Source organism: Natronobacterium gregoryi SP2 (assembly GCF_000230715.2).
In the GTDB taxonomy this organism is placed as follows: Archaea; Halobacteriota; Halobacteria; order Halobacteriales; family Natrialbaceae; genus Natronobacterium; species Natronobacterium gregoryi.
In genome coordinates, this window is sequence record NC_019792.1 from 3,471,033 (window position 1) to 3,494,080 (window position 23,048).

General features: G+C 53.7%; 18 protein-coding genes and 4 pseudogenes. 12 read left to right on the forward strand and 10 right to left on the reverse strand.

Going from position 1 to position 23,048, the window contains the following annotated elements:
* Positions 1 to 24: 24 nt before the first annotated feature.
* Both NATGR_RS17090 and NATGR_RS17095 read right to left on the reverse strand, forming a co-directional pair.
* Positions 25 to 2,112 (reverse strand): hypothetical protein, encoded by a 2,088-nt coding sequence (locus tag NATGR_RS17090; RefSeq protein WP_139222409.1) that lies wholly within the window; start codon positions 2,110 to 2,112, stop codon positions 25 to 27.
* A gap of 56 nt (positions 2,113 to 2,168) precedes the next feature.
* Positions 2,169 to 2,369, reverse strand: a complete 201-nt coding sequence (locus NATGR_RS17095) for a hypothetical protein (protein ID WP_015233864.1) — start codon at positions 2,367 to 2,369, stop codon at positions 2,169 to 2,171.
* A 1,289-nt stretch (positions 2,370 to 3,658) separates the two neighbouring features.
* On the opposite strand from NATGR_RS17095, the gene NATGR_RS17100 reads away from it, so the two are divergent.
* Complete coding sequence (locus tag NATGR_RS17100) at positions 3,659 to 4,180, forward strand: hypothetical protein (RefSeq protein ID WP_005576563.1); 522 nt, start codon at positions 3,659 to 3,661, stop codon at positions 4,178 to 4,180.
* 5 nt (positions 4,181 to 4,185) lie between these two features.
* On the opposite strand, the gene NATGR_RS20495 is transcribed toward NATGR_RS17100, so the two are convergent.
* From NATGR_RS20495 to NATGR_RS17105, 3 genes are all read right to left on the reverse strand, one after another.
* Positions 4,186 to 4,308, reverse strand: a complete 123-nt coding sequence (locus NATGR_RS20495; RefSeq protein ID WP_015233865.1) for a hypothetical protein — start codon at positions 4,306 to 4,308, stop codon at positions 4,186 to 4,188.
* Positions 4,305 to 4,805 (reverse strand): hypothetical protein, encoded by a 501-nt coding sequence (locus NATGR_RS19735; RefSeq protein ID WP_155897308.1) that lies wholly within the window; start codon positions 4,803 to 4,805, stop codon positions 4,305 to 4,307. Before NATGR_RS19735 ends, NATGR_RS20495 begins: the two co-directional genes overlap by 4 nt.
* 84 nt (positions 4,806 to 4,889) lie before the next feature.
* Positions 4,890 to 5,141, reverse strand: coding sequence for a hypothetical protein (locus tag NATGR_RS17105; RefSeq protein ID WP_005576561.1), 252 nt, complete (start codon positions 5,139 to 5,141; stop codon positions 4,890 to 4,892).
* Between the two features lie 216 nt (positions 5,142 to 5,357).
* Here NATGR_RS17105 and NATGR_RS20705 point away from each other — a divergent pair, with 216 nt between their 5' ends.
* Positions 5,358 to 5,570 carry a MarR family transcriptional regulator gene (locus tag NATGR_RS20705; RefSeq protein ID WP_015233866.1) on the forward strand — a complete coding sequence of 71 codons (213 nt, stop codon included), beginning with the start codon at positions 5,358 to 5,360 and terminating at the stop codon, positions 5,568 to 5,570.
* A gap of 146 nt (positions 5,571 to 5,716) precedes the next feature.
* Here the strand turns inward: NATGR_RS20705 and NATGR_RS17110 are convergent, their stop codons facing one another.
* A complete protein-coding gene (locus NATGR_RS17110) occupies positions 5,717 to 7,912 on the reverse strand; it encodes an ATP-binding protein (protein WP_101932279.1) in 2,196 nt (731 codons plus the stop codon).
* A gap of 968 nt (positions 7,913 to 8,880) precedes the next feature.
* Complete coding sequence (locus tag NATGR_RS17115; protein ID WP_005576557.1) at positions 8,881 to 10,794, reverse strand: GLUG motif-containing protein; 1,914 nt, start codon at positions 10,792 to 10,794, stop codon at positions 8,881 to 8,883.
* Positions 10,795 to 10,880: 86 nt separating this feature from the next.
* On the opposite strand from NATGR_RS17115, the gene NATGR_RS17120 reads away from it, so the two are divergent.
* From NATGR_RS17120 to NATGR_RS17135, 4 genes and pseudogenes are all read left to right on the forward strand, one after another.
* Positions 10,881 to 11,291 carry a hypothetical protein gene (locus NATGR_RS17120; RefSeq protein WP_005576555.1) on the forward strand — a complete coding sequence of 137 codons (411 nt, stop codon included), beginning with the start codon at positions 10,881 to 10,883 and terminating at the stop codon, positions 11,289 to 11,291.
* A 318-nt stretch (positions 11,292 to 11,609) separates the two neighbouring features.
* Positions 11,610 to 12,029, forward strand: a pseudogene (locus NATGR_RS19075) (IS5/IS1182 family transposase); the annotation flags it as partial.
* A gap of 48 nt (positions 12,030 to 12,077) precedes the next feature.
* Positions 12,078 to 13,070: pseudogene (locus NATGR_RS17130) on the forward strand (transposase).
* A 439-nt stretch (positions 13,071 to 13,509) separates the two neighbouring features.
* Positions 13,510 to 14,598: a hypothetical protein gene (locus NATGR_RS17135; protein ID WP_005576550.1), complete on the forward strand. Its 1,089-nt coding sequence runs from the start codon at positions 13,510 to 13,512 to the stop codon at positions 14,596 to 14,598.
* Here the strand turns inward: NATGR_RS17135 and NATGR_RS17140 are convergent.
* Both NATGR_RS17140 and NATGR_RS17145 read right to left on the reverse strand, forming a co-directional pair.
* Positions 14,595 to 14,867, reverse strand: a complete 273-nt coding sequence (locus tag NATGR_RS17140; protein WP_005576549.1) for a DUF7521 family protein — start codon at positions 14,865 to 14,867, stop codon at positions 14,595 to 14,597. The two genes, NATGR_RS17135 and NATGR_RS17140, sit on opposite strands and share 4 nt — an antisense overlap.
* Positions 14,868 to 14,931: 64 nt before the next feature.
* Entirely contained in the window at positions 14,932 to 15,288 is a 357-nt protein-coding gene (locus tag NATGR_RS17145; protein ID WP_005576547.1) for an ArsR/SmtB family transcription factor, read from the reverse strand.
* Positions 15,289 to 15,523: 235 nt separating this feature from the next.
* Here NATGR_RS17145 and NATGR_RS17150 point away from each other — a divergent pair, with 235 nt between their 5' ends.
* The 3 genes from NATGR_RS17150 (at position 15,524) to NATGR_RS17160 (ending at position 16,718) form a co-directional block, all read left to right on the forward strand.
* The gene (locus tag NATGR_RS17150; RefSeq protein ID WP_005576546.1) at positions 15,524 to 15,724 is read left to right on the forward strand and encodes a DUF7835 family putative zinc beta-ribbon protein; all 201 of its coding nucleotides are present in this window, start codon (positions 15,524 to 15,526) and stop codon (positions 15,722 to 15,724) included.
* 80 nt (positions 15,725 to 15,804) lie between these two features.
* A complete protein-coding gene (locus tag NATGR_RS17155) occupies positions 15,805 to 16,515 on the forward strand; it encodes a helix-turn-helix domain-containing protein (protein ID WP_005576544.1) in 711 nt (236 codons plus the stop codon).
* The gene (locus NATGR_RS17160) at positions 16,512 to 16,718 is read left to right on the forward strand and encodes a hypothetical protein (RefSeq protein ID WP_005576542.1); all 207 of its coding nucleotides are present in this window, start codon (positions 16,512 to 16,514) and stop codon (positions 16,716 to 16,718) included. The genes NATGR_RS17155 and NATGR_RS17160 overlap by 4 nt, the downstream gene beginning before the upstream one ends.
* Positions 16,719 to 17,023: 305 nt before the next feature.
* Here NATGR_RS17160 and NATGR_RS20565 read toward each other — a convergent pair.
* Positions 17,024 to 17,149: pseudogene (locus NATGR_RS20565) on the reverse strand (RNA-guided endonuclease TnpB family protein); the annotation flags it as partial.
* 379 nt (positions 17,150 to 17,528) lie between these two features.
* On the opposite strand from NATGR_RS20565, the gene NATGR_RS17165 reads away from it, so the two are divergent.
* The 3 genes and pseudogenes from NATGR_RS17165 to NATGR_RS19750 all read left to right on the forward strand — a co-directional run.
* Entirely contained in the window at positions 17,529 to 19,298 is a 1,770-nt protein-coding gene (locus NATGR_RS17165) for an L-lactate permease (RefSeq protein WP_005576540.1), read from the forward strand.
* A 45-nt stretch (positions 19,299 to 19,343) separates the two neighbouring features.
* The gene (locus tag NATGR_RS17170; RefSeq protein WP_005576538.1) at positions 19,344 to 22,430 is read left to right on the forward strand and encodes an FAD-binding and (Fe-S)-binding domain-containing protein; all 3,087 of its coding nucleotides are present in this window, start codon (positions 19,344 to 19,346) and stop codon (positions 22,428 to 22,430) included.
* Between the two features lie 307 nt (positions 22,431 to 22,737).
* Positions 22,738 to 22,980 (forward strand): annotated as a pseudogene (locus NATGR_RS19750) (helix-turn-helix domain-containing protein); the annotation flags it as partial.
* Positions 22,981 to 23,048: the final 68 nt, after the last annotated feature.

Here is a 23,048-nt window from a genome sequence, read left to right on the forward strand (position 1 = left end):
GTGTGGCCGAAAGGAAGGTTGATTTCACGTAGTGGGGTGGGCTCGGAACACCACGTATCCGATAGTAAGTAGGACTCCGCCGATGAAGACAAATACAATCACTACACCAGCACCAAGACCGAGACCTTCCCAGAGTCCCCAGCCATCATCGTCTCCGCCCGCCGAGATGTGGTCATTATGCTCTACTGCGTCACGGATGTCCTGCGTGTCATCGATACGGTCTACGATAGTCACACCATCGTACGATGTGTCCACTCCTTCGTCCACTGGAACAACATCCACTTCGTCTCCAGAATCACCGTATGCTTCTTCCAGAGTCCAACCGTCATCAAGGGTTACACGGTCGGTTTCTTCTGCGTCGTCTTGATAAATCATATCAGCCCCAACGTCGTATTCTTCGCCCGTCTGGAACCCGTACACGTCTGTTAGGCGGTCATCAGCAACCAGCATGTACGTGTCAGACGACTCGGTAACTGTTTCACCATCATCATCGAATTCAACAAACGATTCAAACAGGGCGAATTCATCGTCCTGAAGCCCGTCTTCGTCTACTTCAACAGTGATTATGTCTCCATCTGTATCTATAGATACAGCATCCTCATCAGCGTTAATCACATCAACACCGATTTCTTCGGTATCATACCCTGAACTGTCTTCAAACTCAATTTCGAGAACACCGTCCTCAAACTCCATTTCGTCACGGTGTTGGTAATCGGTAAGACTGACTTCACCTTCCGAATCGGCAAGGTCTTGTGGTTCATCTGCATTAAGGCGTGGTGCGTCATCCGGGTTAGTCATGACCAGACCTCCAGTGTATTCATCACCGTCTTCTTCCACGACCATCTGTTGGTCAGGGTCAGTTACACTAGCTCCTGTCATCCTCTCGAAATACAGGTCCACAGCGGCCTGTGTGCCCATAGCAGAACCGTACTCTGTCACAAACTCTCTTGGTCCGAAATATTCATCAGGAGCTTTCTCTCCCGCATCTACATTATCGTAGTACTCTTCTGGGCGGTCAGACATCATCTCAACCGCCTCAATTCGCTCTTCTTGGACGTACTCAAGATGGGTTCGAAGGTTATTGTCGAGCGTTGAAACTGTTGTTTCGCTACTTTCAGACGAGTTAGGGTCTTCAGCTACTATCGAAACTGAGTAACTATCATCACTACCTGTTTCCGCTATACTCGTTGTATCCGGTTCTGAAAGAGCGTCAGCGTCAGCATCTTCGTAGTGGTAGAGTGTTGCGTATACACCGTTCTCATGTTGTTTATCAGGGTCTATTTGAAACACGAGGTCAGTACGCTCAGTGGCGTCAGTATCGCCTGTATTATCCCACGGGTCAGCGAATCCCGGGTCGTCGTCAGTCATTTCAACATCCTCGATAGCGGTGATGTATTCTAATTCTTCGCCAGCTTCCGTCGTCATCGTGTCTGTGACTAGTTCAGAATCACCAGTCACATCCACTGTAACATCCATCTGTCCACGGTAAAGGGTAGCAGTCCCTCTGTGGTATGTCGTTTGTGAGATTTGGATATCGTAGATATTATCTGCGTTATCGGCTTCTGAGGTTGCTTGGTCCCAGTTATGATACTCAGACCAGAATTCATTGTGAGCCCCCACATCTTCGTGTTCTAAGTCACCGACGAAATTCCGATACGTGCTGTTGAAATAGTCCAGTATAGCGTTATTAGCTGCCACTTCTGCCTCAGATAACGGTTCGTCCTCGTAGCGGTGTTCAACAACCTCTTGTTCACCATCGGCAAAGGCGAAATACGCGAGGTCTTCGTGGCGGTCGTCAGCCATGTCTCCACGGAGTTCGGCCCACATCTGGTCCAGCGAGGCGTGGTGATTGTATGCAGCTTGTTCTAACTCGAAGGCGTCACTAGCTTCATCGGGGTCATCTAAGTACGATGATGCCACACAATAAGCCCCCATCATAGCGCCCCCGCCAACTATCCAAGCGTAGGAATTATCACATACTCCATCATCATCGTCCGCTACTGCTGTACCAGAGTGTGCATTAATTGACTCAGAAGAGTCTCCAATACCACTAAAACCGCCCATGAGAGGCATAGTGAACATGCTCAATGCCATCACGAGGGCAAATGTCACAGCCACTAGCCGTCGTCTTGTTTTTGTATATCTCATAAATTGAAAGTCACCCGTGTTTAAAGGTCGTCTACGAACCCTTTACCAGCCATCACAGCCGCTACAATACCAATCAGCACAAAGAACAACCCAATCACTTCACCGCCTGTATCAAGCCGTGACAGGAGTTCTACGCCGATATTCAGTTCTAAACCGTACAGTGCAACTACAATGCTATTGATTATAGCAAACACCTTTGTCGTTATGTCATCTAAACTCATAATGCATTTAATACATATGAGAGCTAAGAATAAATGTCTATGGTCGGATGGATAGTAGTGTGAATTAAACTGGTTAGCTACTACAGTTGAAAAGCGGGGAGAGAACGGGCGTGAACGGGATATTCACCCGCGAAATCAACAAGGCAGGGCTTTTGAGTTTGACACAGATTCCAGACGTATGACGAACGAGGAGCCCTGAAACAGACGTACACAGTTCGAATCAGTATTTAACACATCACCTCCAACATAAACTTGGATGGCAAACCCTAAAGGACTTGTCACGATTTGAAATGCATCTCTCCGACAGGGCCGCACCGCAATTTCGATTCAAGAAGGAAAGTCGGTCTCTGCCTAGAAGGAGTGGAACCCCACCTGTAGGAGACCGGGGGAAGTCCACCTCGTGGAAGGTCGTGGAGACCTCCAGAAAACTGTAGGTAAGAGAGCTAGGACACAGTGAGGAATCTCCTGTTGGAAACTCGTGGACACCAAAAATAGCTAATTCCAAGTCTCTTCCCACGAGCTAGGGAAATCTGGGTGGTCTTCGAGAAGACCTCGATGCTGTGCCAGACTCAGATACTCTACCCGGTATCTGTGAACGCAGATGTTTGACTCCTCGTGACCCACAAAATCACCATACCCACCACACGAGCAAGATTTCGAAACCCTCGTGAACGGACCTCGTTGCTCATATTCAACGGTCCATGAGTCCTTAGTCCAGTCATTGCTATATCGCTTCTTCACATCATTGTAAACCTGATATCGGTAGACAGTATACTCTTCCACCTCGTGTGAATCTTCATTGTTCTGTTCTTGTTCTTGCTCTAATGGTTGTTCTTCTACTTCAGATTCAAGAGCTTCCAATGTCGATGGCTTCTCTGGATGATACCAGACGTTCTTTTCTGAATTATATTCCCAAGACATACTGTACTATAGGATATGAATCCCTATTGGCTTGTTCCCGGATGAATCCAAACCTGCGGTGCGCTGCATTTCTATGTGGATAGACGGTCCTCTTGTAGCAGACCTGAACCCCCACACTTGCGCTAGAGCTGTAAGTCAATCTGTTTCTCCCAGAGTTGAACCCCTAATACTGTTCCTGCATGAACTGAACCCCATATTCTTCTTTAGACACACCGGGGGTTCCACTAGCGGTGTCGTACTCGGAAATTCAGTCTCATCAAGTCCAAAATCCACACTCAAGAATCAAGACTCCAGATGACTCTTTAACGGTCTAAATTAAGGGAGTTTCAGCCCAACACCAATATTCCTCAAATATCATAAATACATACATGGCACGAACAACGAAATTAGATAAATATCACGATAAACGGAGCTATCTCCAAGTACTCAATGCGATTCATGAGTGCGACGGCTCGGCTTCAAAGTCTTTTCTCAGGGATAATACAGCAGACGATATTAATGGTCAGCAAATCCGGAACCGATTGAAAAACCTCCAACAAGACGGTCTCGTTGAATTAAAACAAGAGGAATCCAACACCGGGGAAGGAAACCCATACGTAGCGAACCTGACCGACGAATCTGTACGCCTAATTTCTGAAGGGTTACTGTTCGAGACCAAATCCGAACTGGAACAAGAAACCACTGTAGAAGACCTACAAGAAGAGCTTCAAGAGGAACGGCAGCGGCGTAGAAGTACTGAAGAACGTGTGGACGAACTCGAAGAGACCCTAATCAGATACTCTGCTGCTTTAGTAGCACTCCAGAAAATCATAGCAGACGAAAATGATATTAGTCGAGAAGAAATCAACCAACGTCGGGAAGTAGAAATCCAAAAGCGAATAGAAAACTAACCGTCTCACTCTTCCACCAATCGAAGCTCTTCTTCTGTTAGAACTTCTTCAGCTTCATCTTCCCATAGCTCGAAGACTTCTTCCGGGTTCTTGATTCCAGCATCTCCGGGGGACCGACTCGCACTCATGCATTATCACCCCGATTCAGTTCCCTGAATTCGTCTAGATTGTGTTTTTTAGCCTTTTTCCGGACAAGTTGTTCTACATCAGATTCATCTACAGGACCCTTGACAGCTTCTCTAATACATGTACGAAGGTCTCCCGAAGAATCGAGCAAGTCTGTCCACTCTGTTGCGTTTACTTGACCAACAATGTACTCAGCACGGTGTGAACCCATCCATTTGACATTTTGTAATCCACGGACGATATCCGCCTGAATCACAGCCTCATTGTTTTCTCGTGGGTAAATCCGAGTGTTGAAGGAAGCTATTCTGAATCCTTCTTCCCAGTCGTATTCTCCACTTTGAGACAAATCATTACCCTCGCACAGAGGGCAATGAGCGTAATCATAGTATTCTATCGGCACTAACACAACATCCTCTGAGCAGGATGGATTGTCACACTCATACTCGTACAATGCTTCTCGGTCTCGAAAGTCGCTATTAGGTCGTTCATCTCGTATCATTTTGAATCACCTGAGTTAACTTCAGACGGCCAGACAGACTCCGTATCAACTATATCACGGCGAAGCCGTGCGTGGAATTGATACTCACTCATCGAACATCACCGAAAGTTCGACATAATAGTTTTCAGCGTCGTCAGAAGTGTTATCTATAATTCCGCCATGTCCACCCATTTGTAGATGTTCACCGGAATCCAACACTACTACTTTCGTCGTTCCTTGATTCTTCTCAAATGTATCATAGACCACGTGTGGCCATGCTGTTTGTTCATCAAGACCAGCGACCACAATATCTCCTTCAGTAGCCTCTTCTATGGCTTCGTAACCGACTTGAGTCATACTACCACCTCAGCGTCGTCTTCTGGAACTATCATCCAGCCCGAATCTCGTTCAATCGCCTGTTCAACACTGTCCTCAAACGCCGTACATCGGTCGTCTGGAGCATATTTTTCAAACATCGCATTTAGAAAATAACTTACAAAGAATAAAGGTGTTACCCGAGCCATATAGGTGGGTTAGGACAACACTTTAGTTCATAGAAAACAAGTAAATAATATGGTGAAAAGAGACGAAGCATGGCACACAGCACTGTACTTATTGAATACAGAAGGAAGCATCACAAGTACCGAAATCGCCAGAAACACCAGTGTTAGCGTTCACACGGCTAACGATGTCCTTCGGTACATGGAACGGCAAGGATACGTTCAGCGGGAAACACAACTCCATGAAACGTTCCATGTGAATGAAGAACACTACATCTTTGAATAGCTCTTTTTCGCCCGTGATTGTTCCTCAGGACAAGAATAGACTCGTAGACCTATCTCTTCAGTTCATACTCGGGTTTTCACCCTTGGGTGAAGGGTTTCCATCAAAACAATCTACAAAACTCCCTCAGAAACGAATTTCAAAGGAATTCAATCTATGACGCCGAACCCTTTATCATTCTTCCACAATTTGTCTCCGACGAGTTTTTGGAGGGAAGCGTCCACCCGGTAATCTGGTATGTCATATTGTTCGTCAGCCTGTTTGTAGATGTTCTCAGGAGGAACAACATTTTTCGTCTGATTCAGGGCCTCAACTATTTCGTATACTTGTTCTTTTTCTTGTTTCTGTGAAGCGGATTCGCCAGAATTCAGTAGACCTTTGTCGAGATTACCATATTGGTCCTCAGCCACCATTTCTAAACTAGCCATTATCATGTTCATTGCTCGCTCAACATCTCGCACACCGATTTCCTCGGATAACCTTATTCGTGCGGATGCTTGTGATAGACGACGGAGGCTTTCTCCATCTCTTGCATCAACACTAATCCTGCCTTCATCTCGCTCTGATTTCTTCCGTAATTCCTTATAATATTCATCGAATAAAGCGTAGGATTCACCAGTGAATTCTGGTTGGTATTGTCGTGCGACTGCGACGTATTTCTGGATGAAATCATAATCGAAATAGTCGTTTTCATCAGGGTCGTGGTCGTTCCCGGGAGCATATTTGGACATGACTGCCGTGTCTTTATCCTCATCTACTTTATCTACAAACGGCACTATCAAGTCAAAGCGAGATAGCATCGAGGGAACTATATCTATCTGCTCCGGAAACGGCTCGTATAGATTGAAATGGGTGTCTATAGGATTTGCAGTGGCTACAGTAGCTGTTTCTGCTTTTAGTTCAGCAGAGATATTTGCAGCTTGCTTCGTAACCGTTCCATTTTCCATGGGGCCATGTAGAACATCTACGATACCGTCATCAGCCTTATCAAGCTCATCGAGGAAGACTACCCCCTCATCAGCAGCAACATAAGCTCCACCAGATACCACCCACTCGTCACTCCCGAATCTTTCTTCTCGGTCTACTGTCGCTGTAAGGCCAACTTCTGTCGTAGACCGAGAATTGACTTCAATACCTACTGGAGAGATATCGACTGCTGCTCTGGCGATTTGAGTTTTTCCAGTTGCAGGACCGCCCACGAAAAAGATATTGATGTAGTTTCGTTCATCGACATCATTAATGTCGTTTCCGCCGACCAACTGCATCAGAACTGCTTTCTTCGCTAGCTCCTCCTGCGAATAATCCTCTCCATCAATAGGCTCAGTAGATATGGTCGGTGCGATACTGTCCGCCAATCTTTGGAAAATTTCTGGGTCTTCAGATAACTCTTCAATTTCTTCTCGCTCTTCATCAGTCACTTCTACCTTTTCGTAATCATCTCCGTTGCGGTCAAGACCTACAATATGCAGATGGTAGTTCCCTCGTGGCCCTTGGACACTATCATCTATTTCACAAATAGCCGCTATGGAAACTTCATCCCCAGTCTGAACATTTTCGACTAACGGTTTATCCAGACTAGCTGTAATGTCTTCAGGTGTATTCTTCGAACTATATTTGTGCATATCTTGAACAACAGCTTCCTGTGAAGTGATGTAATCCATGTGTTCGTCATCGACCACTATATTACCACTACAATTCTCTACATCACAAGATTCGGGTTCATCTACATGCCCAGCAAACCTATCTTGCCACACTGTTTGTTCTTCTGTGCAAGCTGGACACCTTCCCCGAACTCGGTAGAGCAAGGGATAGGATGCTGAAAGCGACGAAATCTTAACGTCGAGTGAAATCAACTTGTAGTCGTGTTTTGGCGACCGAATGTTTTCGATACTTGTAGTCGGCTCTTCTGGGAGGTCTCCAATGACGGCATCTACATACGGGTCCTCACGGACTAATCGAAGGGCGTAAGTCGCACACTGCATCGCTGCGACAGGATTATTAGCGAACATCCAACGTATCCACCAAACAGACTCGATATCTTCCCACTCGATGTAATCATCATCCTTATCCTGCCAATACGTCATCCACATCGCAACACTCATATCATTTACGAGTGGTTCACCGTATTGTTCTGGCATATATTTAGCTTTATTTGACTTCCTATACTGTTCTTTAAGTTCATCCACCTCTTCATCCCACTCATTTTCATCAAAATACCAGTCAAAATATTCAACTGCGATAGTAACTGAATACGGCGAAACATCATCTATTTCGTATTTATCATCGCTTGTGTAACTATCCTTCACTGCGTCAGGGTAGTCTTCGAATGTTGGTCTTGTAATCATGGTTTGGATTGTTTGTTTTCATAGTAGACGACCCAAACCAGAAGGATAGAACCGCATGAACGAAAGCCCTATATACGTGGGTTTCGTAGTGTTACATGGGTAACGTCCTTGGTTTGGGCGTCCGACTTCTTCACTTCACCACTCGGGTTCCAGCCGAGTGGGACTTTGTTCAAATCGACCAGAGATGTCTGAAATTTTCCCGTATCTGGCTAGAAACATTATAGGTATATTAGTTTTTTGTTGAGAAGGATGGGCTGATATAACCATAATACAGTAAAACTAAACTATTGTATTTGAGTTCTACTCAGGGTGGGGGGTAGGGGGGCACCCAATAGGGCAAACACTGTCGTTCACATATGTCTAAGCGTATTCAGACCAGAAAATTCGATTTGAGCTTGGGGGTCCCCCCTCCCCCTCAACAGAATGTGTGTATCTAAGCTAATATTTTCCTTTTTCTATATACAAACATAATATATTTTATATAAAATAATATATAATTCGGAGGAACTAGGTAATATATAACCCAGCATAATAATGTGTGAGTTGAGATAATGGAACTTGCTATAGACACATTTTTCTCTGGGGGGTAGGGGGGGCACCACATTGCAATAGAATATTGTTGTTTCAGAGCTTCTTCTCATTCAAATAGCCGTTTAAGCCCCTATCTATAGCCCCCCACCCCACCCCCCATTGAGCTATGTTTAGGTGGAGGTCTGGAAGCTCGGTTCAATGATGGTTCTCCCCTAAACCATTATTCTTATAAAATAACTATTATATATGGATGGTAATAAAGTGAAAGAAGGGAGAAAAGAGTTGTTCGAATTGTTTGATGGAGTCCAACCCGGTGACACTGGAAAGTGCAGATGCAAAGTGTGTGGCCACATGACTCAAGCGAACAAATCAGGTCGCTACTCGAACATGTGGGAGCATGTGCTTTCAGAACATCCAGAGAAAGTGTAACGTCTGTTTTACTGACGAGACGCAAAGACGATTAGTCCGATAACTCCTGCGAGAACTGTGATAACTGCGATGACGATTCCAACGAGGACAAGTGGTATCCCGTCGTCACCTGCGCCACCACCTCCGCCAGCTTCGCTTGTGAATTCAAGGGTTGCACTGGTGTCATCGTCTACGACGATGTTTTCAGTGATTTCGTCCTCTCCGTGTTCCACACTCACTGTGTAAGCGGATTCTTGAACGGAAGTTACTGCAAGACCGTCTTCATCAGTTTCGCTTTCAGTAACGATTTCCTCGCCTTGGATGATTTCTACTTCAGCGTCTTCAACAGGGTCTCCGTTGTTGATGACTGTTAGTTCCACATCGTGTATGTCGTCGGAAAGGAGAGCGTAGGCATCCCCGGTATACCATGTGTCCTCGAAGTCAAGCTCCATGTGTTCTTCAGCATTGTCACCAGTCATTTCACCTTCAGATAGTCCAGTGACTTCATTTTCTTCGAGTTCTCCTTCTGAACTCCCTACTTCGCTTAGTTCTTCATCAGCCGTTTCAGCATTATAGTAACTATTCTCTATCGCAGTCGTTTCAGAACCTTTCTCAACACCACCAGCAAACGTCCCTCCACTATCGTTGTCTCCTATAGTCACTTCCCCCGCTGTGTAACTGTCCGTGACTCCGTTGTCGGATTGGGCAACGCCGATGAATCCTCCTATCCCGTCGATACCAGTTTCGACACCATCTGCACCAGTCAATCCGCCTCCTTCTGTGTATACATCAGACGTGGTGTAACTGTCTGATATGGTTCCGTGTAGTACCCCTCCGGCGAATCCGCCTCCAACACTCATCTCGACTGTTACATCTCCAGATGAGTTAGATTCAGATATTGACCCGTCATCGATGTTACCGACGAACCCTCCGACGGATGTGGCTCCGTTGACTGTCCCGGATGCCATAGAGCTATCGACGGAACCATCGTTATCTATCGACCCGACGAATCCACCTGCATTTAGATTTGTACTGTGGACATTATTCTCGCTGTGGCTATCACTGATATCTCCGTCAGTGTGGCCAGCTAATCCACCTACACCTGTATCACCGATAACGTCGAGTGCCAGTCCCCCGGATGTGGATGACTGGGTGATGGATTCGTTGTTTTGACCGACGAGACCCCCGACGTGGATATTACCCATGACGTGTGATTCGCTGTGTACGTTGGTGAGGTCTCCATCGTTGATACCGACGGCTCCGCCGACATAATCTCCTCCAGCTACTTGACTATTGACAGTAAGATTGCTGATTTCACCAGTGTTGGTTGAAATCAAGCCTACTCCATCTTCATCGGCTCGTTCGATGTACAAGTTATCGACGCTATTATTTTGACCATCTAAAGTGCCGTTGAACGTTTCGATAGGGTCGAACCCGTGTGGTACTTCTTCCGCTGTGGTGTAGTCTACTGCGATATTTCCGCTCGGCTGGAGTGTTAAGTCACCATATTCTGCTATGTCCATGTTTGTCGGCATTTCCTCAAAGATTATTTCCCCATCTTCGTGGTTAACTTGATACTCGTCTTCTGAGACTTCTTCAGTGCCGTTCTCTTCGAGATAGACTGTTAGAGTCCCTTCTTCAATAGGATAGTTTGTGCTGAGTTTTTGCCTATCAGCAGGACCTATTGTTTCGTCAGTCACGTCTATGGTATCTGTATTCCAATTTTCCGTCTCGGAAGCATCGATGTCATCAGTTAAGATGTAGTCTTCCCCGGGTTCGTCTTCGATGCTTTGGAGGTCATCTACGTCTTCGATTTCGATTGCGTCTTCGGGTGCTTCCTCAGCGGATGCCGAGGCTGACAGTGTTAGAAAGGTCAGCACCGAAAATCCGATGAGAAAAGCGATGACTATGCTCGTTATTTTCACTCTTTGACTAGTATACATGTATGATATACTAGGAAGTCAAAGAACTAAGGTTTAAGTCCAAAACGGCAGTAAACTAATGGGATTTGATACCTTAGTTACAATATATGTTATCAAACATAGAAGCAAAGCGTATCGTGTATGCATTGACCGGGGCAGTTATCGTGATGATTTTGCTGGATAGGATTTCTAAGTACATGGCCATCTCCGCGCACGGCTCATTTGCTAACGAAGGGAACCCAGTGATGTATGAAGTGCTGACTCTTGGAGGATGGCCACTGTTTTTCGGATTTGCAATCGCAGTGGTAGGGGTGTTGGTAATGGCGTCCCGGGTTGTAGTTGACTATATCGAGAAAGGCGATAGACAGGTGTTTTACGCTTGTCTCGTCGGGTTTTCGTTCGTTATCGGGTTTTACACGATGGTCCTCGTGAATAATCTCGCTGGTTATTATGAAGGGGTCTTGGTGACGGGGTATGACCCGTATTCGATTGGGTGGGTTCTCGGTTGGTTGTTCTAAATACTCTGTTTGGTAGCCATTACCATTACATCAGTCTTACATCGTTTCTGATAGACATCTCGGTCCAGTCGCTCATTGAAACGTGATTGGTGAGAGTCGCGTTTAGGGATTGCGGAGCGTCACGCTTCGTCGACTGATTTCAAGTCAAGACGAGGTGTGACATCTTCGTACGTGTCGTCGCTGGAAACGACAGTGTCCCCGTTTGATTCGACGAGGTGAAGCGCGTCGACGGTGTGAACCCGTGGTCTTCCACGTACGTCGCCGCTGGCTCTGTTGAAATCCTTAGTGGGTTACAGGTTCAGTCGGTAGTTTGAGTGGATGCAGACTCTCCCAAAGTCTCGGTTGCTCCGATTTGTCGAGGAAGCATTTCAGTTAGCGAAATGTGCCGTAGCTCGATACTCCTCGAAGTTCTCGAAACAACGCTATACGCTCCATTAACACATCGTTCTCCTCTGTCTCACGGTTCGGAAGAACACAACCTATCGTACACTCCTCGACGAACTCATCGAGATGACACGTATCCGGAACGCGATCAATCTCACTGAACTGCCAGCCCCATCAACACTGTGCAAAGCGTTCGATAGACTCGATCTGGCTGTCTGGCGAGTGCTGCTCAATCTCTCTATTTCACTGCTCTCGACCAACGGCGTTGCGGGAATCGATGCTTCGGGATTCGACCGCAGTCACGCCTCAAACCACTACACGAAACGCGCCGAACTCACGATTCAGCAACTCAAGAGCGTGTCATAGAAAGCGTCACGTACGAAGCAGCAGGGTGCGCGAAGTGTGTCCAACACAAGCGCACCCCTGCAAGACGTAACTTCGGTAGACGACTTCTTGAATGTCGCGGCTACCGAAACAGTACCGCTGTTCGAGCACCTTGAGTTCGAGTTTCTGCTGGACTACGACGTGTTCGCCCCCTCGAAGCGGGGGCGAACACGAGTTCACCAGCCACCAGACCTCTTTCGCGGCTTGCTACACTGCTATTACAAGGACATCTACGGAACACGTCCGGTTGCACGAGAACTCCAGCACGGCCTCGTCTGGTACTACTGCGGACTCGACAAACCACCATCCAGAGACACGATTGACCGGTTTCTCACCGACCTTGAACACGTCATTGACGATGCCTTCGATAGGCTCGTCGAGCAGGCCGCCGCCCGCGGCCTGCCCGACTCCACCTACTCCATCGACCCGACCCACATCGAAGCGATCCAGTACAACGACGCTGCGTCGTGAAACTACGATCCAACAGCCCAAGAACACTACTATGGCTTCGGCTGTACAATCGTCTCAACCGGCGCAAAGATCCCGATAGCAGCGGAGTTTACACCGGCCAAACAAGCAGACCAAGAGACGGCGATGCGCGTCACCCGTGACGCGCTCGCCGTCGATACACCGATCTGGATGCTTGGAGACAGCGCCTACGACATTCTCGATTGGCACGACCACCTGCTGGCTGCAGGGGTCGTGCCAATCGCTCCGTACAACCCGCGAAACACTGACGACCCGAAAGACATCGAGTACAGGGTCGAAGACCGCATCGAGGAACACAGCGAGGACGTTCAGCTGAAGCAGTCCATCTTGGATGAGACGTACAACAACCGGACAGGAGTCGAACGAACCAACGACGCAGTCAAGGACTGCGGCCTCGGGCACGTTCGCGCCCGAGGTCGCGTCCACGCACGAACAGAGGTGTTCCTTGCTCTATGTCTCCGGCTCGTTGTTACAATCACCAACTACGAGCGAGGAAACGAACCGGGCTGTGAGAAGCTTTGAGATTGATTCTATGACACGCTCTGGGCGAAAGTGAAAATTTTCCCCGATTTCATCGGCATTCCCATCAACGAGTGCTGCTACCGGATTCGTTCACCTATTTGCGAACCACCGATCACCACACCCAGTACATCGACTCTGCGCCATATTCTCCCGACTGTTCGGTCCAGTCGCTCATTGAAACGTGAGTAGTGAGAGTCGCGTTTAGGATTGTGGAGCGTTACTCGTCGACTGTTTTCAGATCGAGACGAGAGCGGATTCCTTCGAACAGATCGCAGACGCGGCGGGCGTCGATCTCGAGGCGCGTCGAAGCGAATCTGTCTCGGAGCGACCCGACACTCGCCGGACGAATCGAGCGATTACGGGAGAACGCCGGCCGGCACACTGTTCGAGACAAGTAGAAACGATAACATATTAGTCAATTCGGTTCGATCGACGGCGTATGTCCCTGCTGGTCACCGCAGTCTCCTGGCTCTTGCTCGCGGTTTTCGTCGCGATCGGTGCGGTCTGCTCGCTCGGTGTCGGCTACCTGTACGGTCGGTTCTCCCGAAACCGCTCGGACGAAGCTGCTGCCCGCTGGACGAACATTCTCACGGGAGCGACGGCCCTTCTTTCGGGTTTCGCAGCCTGGATCGTCGGGAATGCCGGTCTTCTGGTCCCGGGCGAGGGAGTCGCGGATACCGTCGTCACGATTCTCGTCAGCACTGGCGCTGCGACCGTCGTCGGCGGCGCGACGATCGCGGCGATTCTCCAGGCCAATCCGGACCTGCCGGGCGTCGACGACGTGTCGACGGTCCGCCGTCACTACCTGCGGTATCTGACCGTCCTCTTCGGCCTCGTCTTCCTCTTTGTCACTGGCATCCTGGCGACACGCGACAGCGGGCCAGTCGAACTCGTTCTCCTGATTCTCGCCTTCTGGTTCGTTCTTTGGGCTGGCTCACCGTTGCTGTCCGGACTCTCCTCGAAGACGCGCCGTCCGACCGACGAGGAACGAGCACGGATCGAGGCGCTTCTCGAGCGCGTCGACCTGTCTGTCCGTGGCGTCCGGGTCGTCGAAGCCGACGACAACTACCTCACGGTCGAAGTCGCCGGCGCACCCGGCAGTCGGTTCCTGTTCGTTTCAAGCAGCGCGCTCGAGACGTTCGACGACGGTACCCTGCGGGCGCTGCTGGCTACCCGCAGGGAACAGGCGACCTACTGTGAGGACGTTCTCTCGGTGGCACCGTACGTCGTCGCCTTGGTCGTGGTGTTGGTGGCGGTCAGTTTCGAACCACTACCGCTTCTCCTGGGAGTGGTGGTGGCAGCCGTCGTCGCCGTGCTGGGTCTCGTCGGAACCCGGCGACTCCGGTACTACACCGATGCCCGCGCTGGAGACGTCGTCGGACGGGAGACGCTCGCGGACGCGTTCGAACGTGCCGCGGAGGCGGCCGATATCGACCTCGAGGACGGCGCGGGTCGGAGTCTGATCTCACGGACGCCGCCGCTTGCCACGCGCATCGAACGGCTCCGCGAGAACCAGGAGTCGGGTTAGCGGTACAACGACAGGTAAAGCATCCCGAACCCGACGATGAACGGAACGGTTTCGGCGATGTAGAACACGAGCGGCGGCTCGGGCAGTTGTGCGACGATCGTCGTGAGCGCGACGCCCATACTCAGGAAGGCAAAGCCGATAAACGCCGACTCGAGGCGTTTCGAGGGGTTCGCTCGATACGACTGGAAACTGATGATCGTCAACCCCAGCGCGAGGGCGAAGACAGTCATCTGCATCAGCATCAGGACTGCGTCGGTTACTCCGTCCATGTGTTCTCGCTGGGGGACAGACGTCGGGTCACGGGCCGAAACGGGAATGGATCGATCACGCTCATCAGTGCTCGTTCACGCCGAGTTCGTCCCATAGCTGCGTGAACCGGTCCGGCAGGTTCTCCTCGCGGAAGATTCGGACGTCGTACTCGTCGTCCTCGAGTGAGATGACCGTGCTGTTGAAGTTGCAGGTGTACTCCTTGTAGTGGTTGCCGTCGTCGGCGACGAGCGTTCGGTTCTCGACCAGGTCGTTCTCCTCGAGGAGATCGATCCGCCTGTAGATCGTCGGTTGGGAGAGGTCCAGGCGCGTTGCGAGTTCTTTGGCGGAACCCGGTTCGCGACTGATCGAAGCCAGAACAGTCCGAGCGTGCTCGTCCCCGATCGTATCGAGAATTTCTTCGATGGAGGACTCGTCATCCATATCTCGTTATTAGAGAGATTCGTCGCAAAAACTTTCCGCCTCTGACGACAAATTTAATTTGAATACACATTTTTGAACAGAAGAGTTCTCTAATCTTACAGTATTGGCGAGCGTCCTCGGGCGAGATCGACGTTGGTGGGGCGTCTTCAATTCCCGAGAAAGCCTATATATACCAGTTCTCTTCGACCGAAGTCACTGACGATGGTATATTATGCAGTACTGGGATGGAGACGATATGGCAACGACTGATGACGGATCGAACGGAATGACCGAGCCGTGTGAGGTCTGTGGGGTCGAGACGTTGCACGAAGTGTCCGTCCAGATCGTGACGGAAGGTGGAACGGGGGAAAACGCTCGGTACTCGCGGGAACCGTACCGAGTTCGGGAGTGCCAGCGGTGTGGCAACCGGGAGAGCCAGCGAATGAACAACGCGTAACCGGACTGTCCGTGAGAAAGACGGCTACTCTTGCCAACGGTCTCCGGTAGCTACTTGGGCCGACCGGGTGACCGACCTGTATGGGCGGACGAGGGCCGAAACGCGAACTCGCAGAGAAGATTGCCGGCGAGATTACGCTGAGTGACGACCCCGGCGCGACGTTGCGCAAGTGGCGAACCGACTTCGACGTCTCACAGACCGATCTCGCCGCCGAACTAGCTGTCTCCTCGTCGGTCATCTCTGACTACGAGAGCGGACGCCGCGAGAGTCCGGGGATCGGCGTCGTCGGCCGACTCGTCGAGGGTCTGCTCGTCATCGACGAGCGCCGCGGCGGCGACCGCATCCGGCAGTACGGTCGCGTGCTCTCGGCCGGGTTCGACAGCGACGTCGTCTACGACCTGCGCGAGTACGCGACTTCGCTCCCACTCGTACAGTTGTACGACGACATCGACGCGACCGAGATCACCTCCGGAAGCACGGACCGTATCAGTGGCCACACCGTCATCGACAGCATCCGAGCGATCACACGCCTCTCGAGCGAGGAGTTCTTTCGACTCTACGGTCAGAGTACGAACCGCGTGCTCGTCTTTACGGGCGTAACTCGCGGCGAATCGCCACTGGTCGCGTTGCGCGTGGTCAACCCGACGCCGAATGCGGTCGTCCTCCACGGCATCGACGAGGACGATCTGTGGCCACACGCGGCGGACCTGGCACGCATCGACGGCTACTCGCTGGCAGTGACGGACACACCACTGGACGACTTACTCGAGCACCTCGTCTCCCTCGAGTGACGCCGATCACGATGACGGGGTTCCAGTTACGCCGAACGGAACGTCATACACTCGTTTTGACCGCCGTCTACCTGCTGTCGCTCGCCGTCGTCTACGCGCTCGACGAGACGACGGTGTGGCTGTTCTGGGCGGTCGTCGTCGTCCTGGTGACGGGTGGCCTACTGGTGTCATACAATCGGTCGACGCCCGTCGAGTCGGCGTAGTCTCGCGTTTTCTACAGGCGGAGCAGGCCGAGTGCCTCGGGGTCGTTCGGAAGATCTCTGCGCTTCCGTGATGACGAGAGACGAAGTCTCTCGAACCACGTGACCCCGGGACGGTTCGCAGAAGGGCAACGGGAGTGCCCGAGATCGTACGGAACTCAGAGGTTTCCGTGATTGATACGGTTTACTGTCAGTCAGTTCTGGCGCAACCGCAGGAGAGCTCGCGGTCGCGCCGGTACATCGGAACAACTTTCCGCGCCAGTCCATGTTTATAAAAGTTATTTGATCGATATTGGAATCTAGCGACGCCCGTGCCAGCACCACTCGCTTGCGGTGTTGGCGCAGTGGTTGAATTGTTCGACTGCCTCTCGAAGGGATGTGTCGACTCCTTCGGGAGTGTCGAGTTTGATAACGGCGGTTCGACGATATTTCACTGGTCTTTCACATAGACAGTCGATGTTACTCATACATTAGGGGGGCTGGTCGGCCATTGTGGCGTGGGTTGTCTCGTCGAGTGTCGGCTTCCTCCCCGACCTCAAGAGTCGGGGCAGCCGCCTCGTACCGTCTGTGAAACATCCGTTCGTTCCAAACGCAGATCGTGGACGAGGAACGTTTCACTTAGTTGTACAATTGACCAATTGTCATAATGATAAACCACTATATATTGAAATATTGCGGAGGATACAGAAAGACTCCGATAGATATACGGTAGCATGATGTAGAGGTTGGGACGATGGTTGTATACTCCCGCCATATGGCTGGGTTGGGGCGCAACGAAACGAAAGACACCAAACGGGTGAACCGGAGGGGACGATGACGAGCACCGTCGAAATCGGGGCCGCGCTCGCTCCGCTCGTCGTCGTCGCCGTCTTGCTCGTCGGCTTCCTGTGGCCGGCCGAGCGATCGATGCCGGTCGCGTGGGTCGTCGCAGCGGTCGTCGCCTTCGCGATCTGGGACATGCCCCTCGAGTGGATTCTGGCAGCGAGTATCGGCGGCGCACTCGCCGCCATCGAGATTCTCTGGATCGTCTTCGGCGCGCTCGTGTTGCTTTACACGCTGATGCGATCGGGAGCGGTCGACCGGATCAACGAGGGATTCGCCTCGATCAGCGAGGACCGGCGCGTCCAGGTCGTCTTGCTTGGCTTTTTCCTCGCGACGTTTATCGAAGGCGTCGCCGGCTTTGGCACTCCCGCGGCCGTCGTCGCGCCGTTGTTGCTCGCACTCGGCTTCCCGGCGCTCGCCGCCGTCGTCGCGGCGCTGGTCGGTCACGCCGTCGCGACGGTCTTTGGCGCAGTCGGCACGCCGATCATCGTCGGCTACGAACAACCGCTCGAGAGCGTCGAGCCGACGATCGCGGCCGAGGGACTGTCCGTCGCTAGCTACTCGGCGACTGCGGCCGGCTGGGCTGCGGTGTTCAACGGCGTCCTCGGCGTGTTGATGCCGCTTTTCGCCGTCGGCATGGTCGTCTACTTCTTCGGTGATCCCGACGATCGGTCGGTCGCCCCGGTCAAAGATGTCGTCCCGCTCTGTCTATTCTCCGGCGTCGCGTTCGCCATCCCGTACGCGCTAGTGGCCTGGTTTATCGGACCCGAGCTCCCGTCGCTGTTCGCAGCGATGGTCGGCGGTGCCATCGTCGTGGCCACGCTCCGTGCCGGCTATCTCGATCCCGACGACACCTGGGAGTTCCCGCCCCGCGAGGAGTGGCCCGACCACTGGGTCGGCAGCATCGAACCCGGTAGCAACGAGACGGACGCCCCAGTGGACGGCGAGAAGTCGATGTCGCTCCTGCGGGCGTGGTCGCCATACCTGATCCTCGTCGTCCTCCTGATCGGAACCCGCGTGATAGAACCAATCGCGGAGTTCCTGCAGGGAGGCCCAATCGCGGCGCTCGAGACCGGCGTCGGTCAGTTCTCGATTGGTCCGATCCTCGAGTGGTCGGCGATCCTCGGCACCGAACTCGGCGGTGCGATCGACTGGGCCTACGTGCCCGGCACCTGGCTCGTGCTCAGCGCGTTGCTCGCGATTCCGGTGTTCCGGATGAACACTAGCCAGGTAGCGAGTGCGTGGCGCGAGGCCGGCGACAAGATCGTCTCGCCGCTGATCGCGCTCGTGTTCGTCATCGCGATGGTCGAAGTCATGCTCGAGACCACGGCCCACGTCGAAGCCGGCGCGACGGCGGCCGCGTCGGTGCCCGACGGGAGCATGATCGTCGTCCTCGCGGAGGCGACCGCAGCGGCGATCGGTCCTGCGTACCCGATGATCGCGCCAGCGGTCGGCGCGCTCGGGGCTTTCATCGCGGGCTCGATCACGGTCAGTAACATCACCTTCAGTGCGTTCCAGTTCGAGGTCGCCCAGACCCTCGACATGCCGACGCAGATCCTGGTCGGTGCCCAGTCGATCGGCGGCGCGATCGGGAACGTCATCGCGATCCACAACGTGATCGCCGCGCTGGCGACCGTCGGCCTCGTCGGGAAGACCGGACGAGTCATCCGGCTCAACCTCATCCCCGTCGCCTACTACCTGATCGTCGGTGGGCTCTTGACGACGCTGTTCGTCTACGTGGCCTTCCCGACGGTTTTCTAAGCACCGCCTCCTAAACGACTTCGACGACCCGACACCACTATTCCCATGACGACTACACCACCAACCCGGGGCGATCCGGCCGACGATCCAAACGCCAACTACGACTACCAGAGCGACGACGTCGAACGACCCGACCTCGTCGCCGACCTCGAGCGTCGCGTCACCGGCGACGTTCGGTTCGACTCCTACTCACGACAGTTGTACGCCACCGACGCGAGCATCTACGAAGTGACGCCGATCGGCGTCGTCTTCCCGAAGACGACCGCCGACGTCGCCCGCGTCGTCGGCTACTGTGCCGACGAGGGGATTCCGGTCCTCCCGCGGGGCGGCGGCACCAGCCTCGCCGGCCAGACCGTCAACGAAGCCGTCGTCCTCGATTTTACGAAGTACATGGACGGCGTCGTCGAGATCGATCCCCACGAGCGACTCGCGACTGCCCAGTCCGGTATCTACCTCGAGTCGCTCAACGAGAACCTCGAGCCCCACGACCTGAAGTTCGCGCCCGATCCCGCCTGGGGCGACAAGAGCGCGCTCGGCGGCGCGATCGGCAACAACTCGACCGGGGCTCACTCCCTGCAGTACGGCAAGACCGACGCCTACGTCGAGGAGGTCGAGGTCGTCCTCGCGGACGGTACCGTCACCACCTTCGGCGAAGTCGCCGTCGACGACCTCTCCGATCTGGCCGACGGCGACGATCTCGAGGCGGCGATCTACGGCGAAGTCGCACGCATTCTCGAGGAGAAGGGCGATCTGGTCGAAGAGGTGTATCCCGATCTCAAACGCAACGTCTCCGGGTACAACCTCGACTGGCTCGTCGAGGGCGCGCGCGGAGACGAACGCGGCATCGGCGAACCCGACGCCGAGGGCGGCACGGTCAACCTCGCGAAACTGCTCTGTGGCAGCGAAGGGACGCTGGCGATCGTCACCGAGGCCACCGTCTCGCTCGAGTCCCTCCCGGAAGAGAAGAGTATGGCGTTGCTGGCCTACGACACCGTCCTCGATGCGATGGACGACGTCGAGCCGATCGTCGAGCACGACCCCGCCGCAGTCGAGGTACTCGACGACGTGATGATCGACCTCGCACGGGAGACCCCCGAGTTCGCCTCCGTCGCGGAGATGCTCCCAGAAGGGACGGCAGCAGTCCTGATCGTCGAGTTCTACGCCGACGACATCGCAGACGGCAAGCGGAAGGTCGCGAACTTGCTTGCCGACCGCTGTCCGGCCGTCGACCCCGAAGGTGAGGCCGACGATGAAGACGACGACGCGCGGACGATCACCGACGCCGACGCTCTGGCGTTCGACGCCCTCGAGGCCTACGACGCCGACAGTCGCGCAAAGATCTGGAAGCTTCGCAAGTCCGGGCTCCCGATCTTGCTCTCGCGGACGACCGACGAGAAACACGTCGCGTTCATCGAGGACACCGGCATTCCGCCCGAGAACCTCCGGGAGTTCGTCGCCGACTTCCAGGACGTCCTCGAGGATCACGAGACCTACGCCAGCTTCTACGCCCACGCCGGCCCCGGCGTCCTTCACATCCGTCCGCTCGTGAACACGAAGACCCAGGGCGGACTCGAGGCGATGGAGTCGATCGCGGCCGACGTGACCGACCTCGTCGTCGAATACGACGGCTCCGTCTCGGGCGAGCACGGTGACGGCCGCGCCCGTACCCAGTGGAACCGGAAACTGTACGGCGACGAGATGTGGGAGACCTTCCAGGAGTTGAAGACGGCGTTCGACCCCGACTGGCTCCTGAACCCGGGACAGGTCGTCTTCCGCGAGGAGAACCCGACGGACATGACTGAGAACCACCGCTTCGGCCCGGACTACGAGTTCGACGCCGGCTTCGAGTCGAACCTCGAGTGGCGTGAAGACAACGGGTTCCAGGGGATGGTCGAACTCTGTCATGGCTGTGGCGGCTGTCGTGGTGAACAGTCCACCACGGGCGGCGTGATGTGTCCGACGTTCCGCGCCGAAGACGAGGAGATCCTCTCGACCCGAGGCCGTGCGAACGCCCTTCGCCAGGCGATGAACGGCGAACTCGACGCCGACGAGCAGTTCAGCGACGAGTTCGTCGAGGAGGTGCTCGACCTCTGTATCGGCTGCAAGGGCTGTAAACACGACTGCCCGAGCGGAGTCGACCTGGCGAAGCTGAAAGCCGAACTCACCTACGAGCATCACAAACGACACGGGACCTCGATCCGGGACCGCATGTTCGCCAACTTCGAGACGCTGGCGAAGCTCGGCTCGGCGACCGCGCCGCTGTCGAACTGGGCGACAAAAGTGCCCGGCAGCAGCCTCGTCGCCGAAAAAGTGCTCGGCATCTCCCGCGAACGCGATCTCCCCACGTTCCGCCGGAACACCTTCACGAAGCGGGTCGCCGACCACCGGCCGGCGGTCTCCCCGACCGAGGCCGACCACAAGGTCGTCCTCGTCCCCGACATCTACACCAACCACGAGTACCCCGAGGCCGGCGAAGCCGCACTCGAGGTGCTCGAGGCCGCTGGCGTCCACGTCGAGATCGCCGATCCGCGCGACGTTGGTCGACCGGCGTACTCGAAGGGGATGCTCGACGAGGCAGCCGAGAACGCGAACGACACCGTCCACGCGCTGTTGCCGTACGTCGAGGACGGCTACGAGGTGGTGTTGATCGAGCCGTCCGACGCCGTTATGGTCCAGTCGGACTACCTCGATCTCTTCGACCACGACGAGGTCCGGACCGTCGCGGAGAACGCCTACGGCATCTGTGAGTACCTCGATCGGTTCAATCTCGATCGCGAACTCGCGTTTGCCGCCCCCGACGACCACCTCGCATACCACGGCCACTGTCATCAGAAAGCTCACGCGAAGGATCACCACGCGGTCGGTATCCTTCGTCGGGCCGGCTACGCGGTCGATCCTCTCGACTCGACGTGCTGTGGGATGGCCGGCTCCTTTGGCTACGAAGCTGAACACTATTCGATGAGCATGGCCATCGCCGACGTGCTCTACGATCAGGTCGACGAGAGCGAGGGCGACCACGTCGTCGCTCCCGGCGCGTCGTGTCGCACCCAACTCGAGGATAGACCCGGTGCGACCGAAGAGCCGCCGACGCCGATCGAAGTCGTCGCCGAGGCGCTGGCGGACGCTCCGTAGCGGAGGCCGGCTCGGAATTTCGATCCGTCCTTTCGATCCGCGTTCTTCATGCTACTGCACGACAGTCAGTACACACCCGATCACGTCTCGAGTGCGATCGGTGTGTGCAGTGGTTCGGTCGGCAGTCTCAGCTGTGCGCTGAACGTCGTCGGTGTAACTGCAAGACTGGTTGCGCCTGTGAATCGCCCGGGGTCACGTGGTTCGAAACGCGAAGCGTCTCGTCATCGAGCGAGACCAGAGGTCTCGCAGATGTCGCGGAGCTTAATGAGTAACGGAAGTTATGGGTATGGACTGAGATGGGCGAGTAATGGGAGGCGACCGGCGAGGCGATCTCGTTCGTCATCTGAGTGAGGAGGAATTGGATCGTCTGCTTCGTCCAGCAGACGATCCAAAGATCATCAAGTGGTTCTCCTTTGTCAAACGCCTCTACAAGGGCGCAACGTACGAGGAAACAGCCGATGACGTTGGCAAATTTGCGTCGACTGGAAATCGCTGGGCACGTCGGTGGAACGATGGCGGACTTGGGCAGTTGACACCAAACTTCGGGGGCCTTAGTAATGAAGAGAGGAAATGAAGATGGCGATATCCAGCATCCTTCACCATCACACTCCTACGAGC

What these genes read in the sequence shown, in the direction of transcription:
- NATGR_RS17105 (WP_005576561.1), bottom strand. Translation starts at nt 5,141, where the DNA reads ATGACTCAAGTCGGTTACGAAGCCATAGAAGAGGCTACTGAAGGAGAT.
- NATGR_RS17155 (WP_005576544.1), top strand. Translation starts at nt 15,805, where the DNA reads ATGGGCGGACGAGGGCCGAAACGCGAACTCGCAGAGAAGATTGCCGGC.
- NATGR_RS17110 (WP_101932279.1), bottom strand. Translation starts at nt 7,912, where the DNA reads ATGATTACAAGACCAACATTCGAAGACTACCCTGACGCAGTGAAGGAT.
- NATGR_RS17140 (WP_005576549.1), bottom strand. Translation starts at nt 14,867, where the DNA reads ATGGACGGAGTAACCGACGCAGTCCTGATGCTGATGCAGATGACTGTC.
- NATGR_RS20705 (WP_015233866.1), top strand. Translation starts at nt 5,358, where the DNA reads ATGGTGAAAAGAGACGAAGCATGGCACACAGCACTGTACTTATTGAAT.
- NATGR_RS17165 (WP_005576540.1), top strand. Translation starts at nt 17,529, where the DNA reads ATGACGAGCACCGTCGAAATCGGGGCCGCGCTCGCTCCGCTCGTCGTC.
- NATGR_RS17170 (WP_005576538.1), top strand. Translation starts at nt 19,344, where the DNA reads ATGACGACTACACCACCAACCCGGGGCGATCCGGCCGACGATCCAAAC.
- NATGR_RS17100 (WP_005576563.1), top strand. Translation starts at nt 3,659, where the DNA reads ATGGCACGAACAACGAAATTAGATAAATATCACGATAAACGGAGCTAT.
- NATGR_RS19735 (WP_155897308.1), bottom strand. Translation starts at nt 4,805, where the DNA reads ATGATACGAGATGAACGACCTAATAGCGACTTTCGAGACCGAGAAGCA.
- NATGR_RS17120 (WP_005576555.1), top strand. Translation starts at nt 10,881, where the DNA reads ATGTTATCAAACATAGAAGCAAAGCGTATCGTGTATGCATTGACCGGG.
- NATGR_RS20495 (WP_015233865.1), bottom strand. Translation starts at nt 4,308, where the DNA reads ATGAGTGCGAGTCGGTCCCCCGGAGATGCTGGAATCAAGAACCCGGAA.
- NATGR_RS17135 (WP_005576550.1), top strand. Translation starts at nt 13,510, where the DNA reads ATGTCCCTGCTGGTCACCGCAGTCTCCTGGCTCTTGCTCGCGGTTTTC.
- NATGR_RS17115 (WP_005576557.1), bottom strand. Translation starts at nt 10,794, where the DNA reads ATGTATACTAGTCAAAGAGTGAAAATAACGAGCATAGTCATCGCTTTT.
- NATGR_RS17095 (WP_015233864.1), bottom strand. Translation starts at nt 2,369, where the DNA reads ATGAGTTTAGATGACATAACGACAAAGGTGTTTGCTATAATCAATAGC.
- NATGR_RS17145 (WP_005576547.1), bottom strand. Translation starts at nt 15,288, where the DNA reads ATGGATGACGAGTCCTCCATCGAAGAAATTCTCGATACGATCGGGGAC.
- NATGR_RS17150 (WP_005576546.1), top strand. Translation starts at nt 15,524, where the DNA reads ATGGCAACGACTGATGACGGATCGAACGGAATGACCGAGCCGTGTGAG.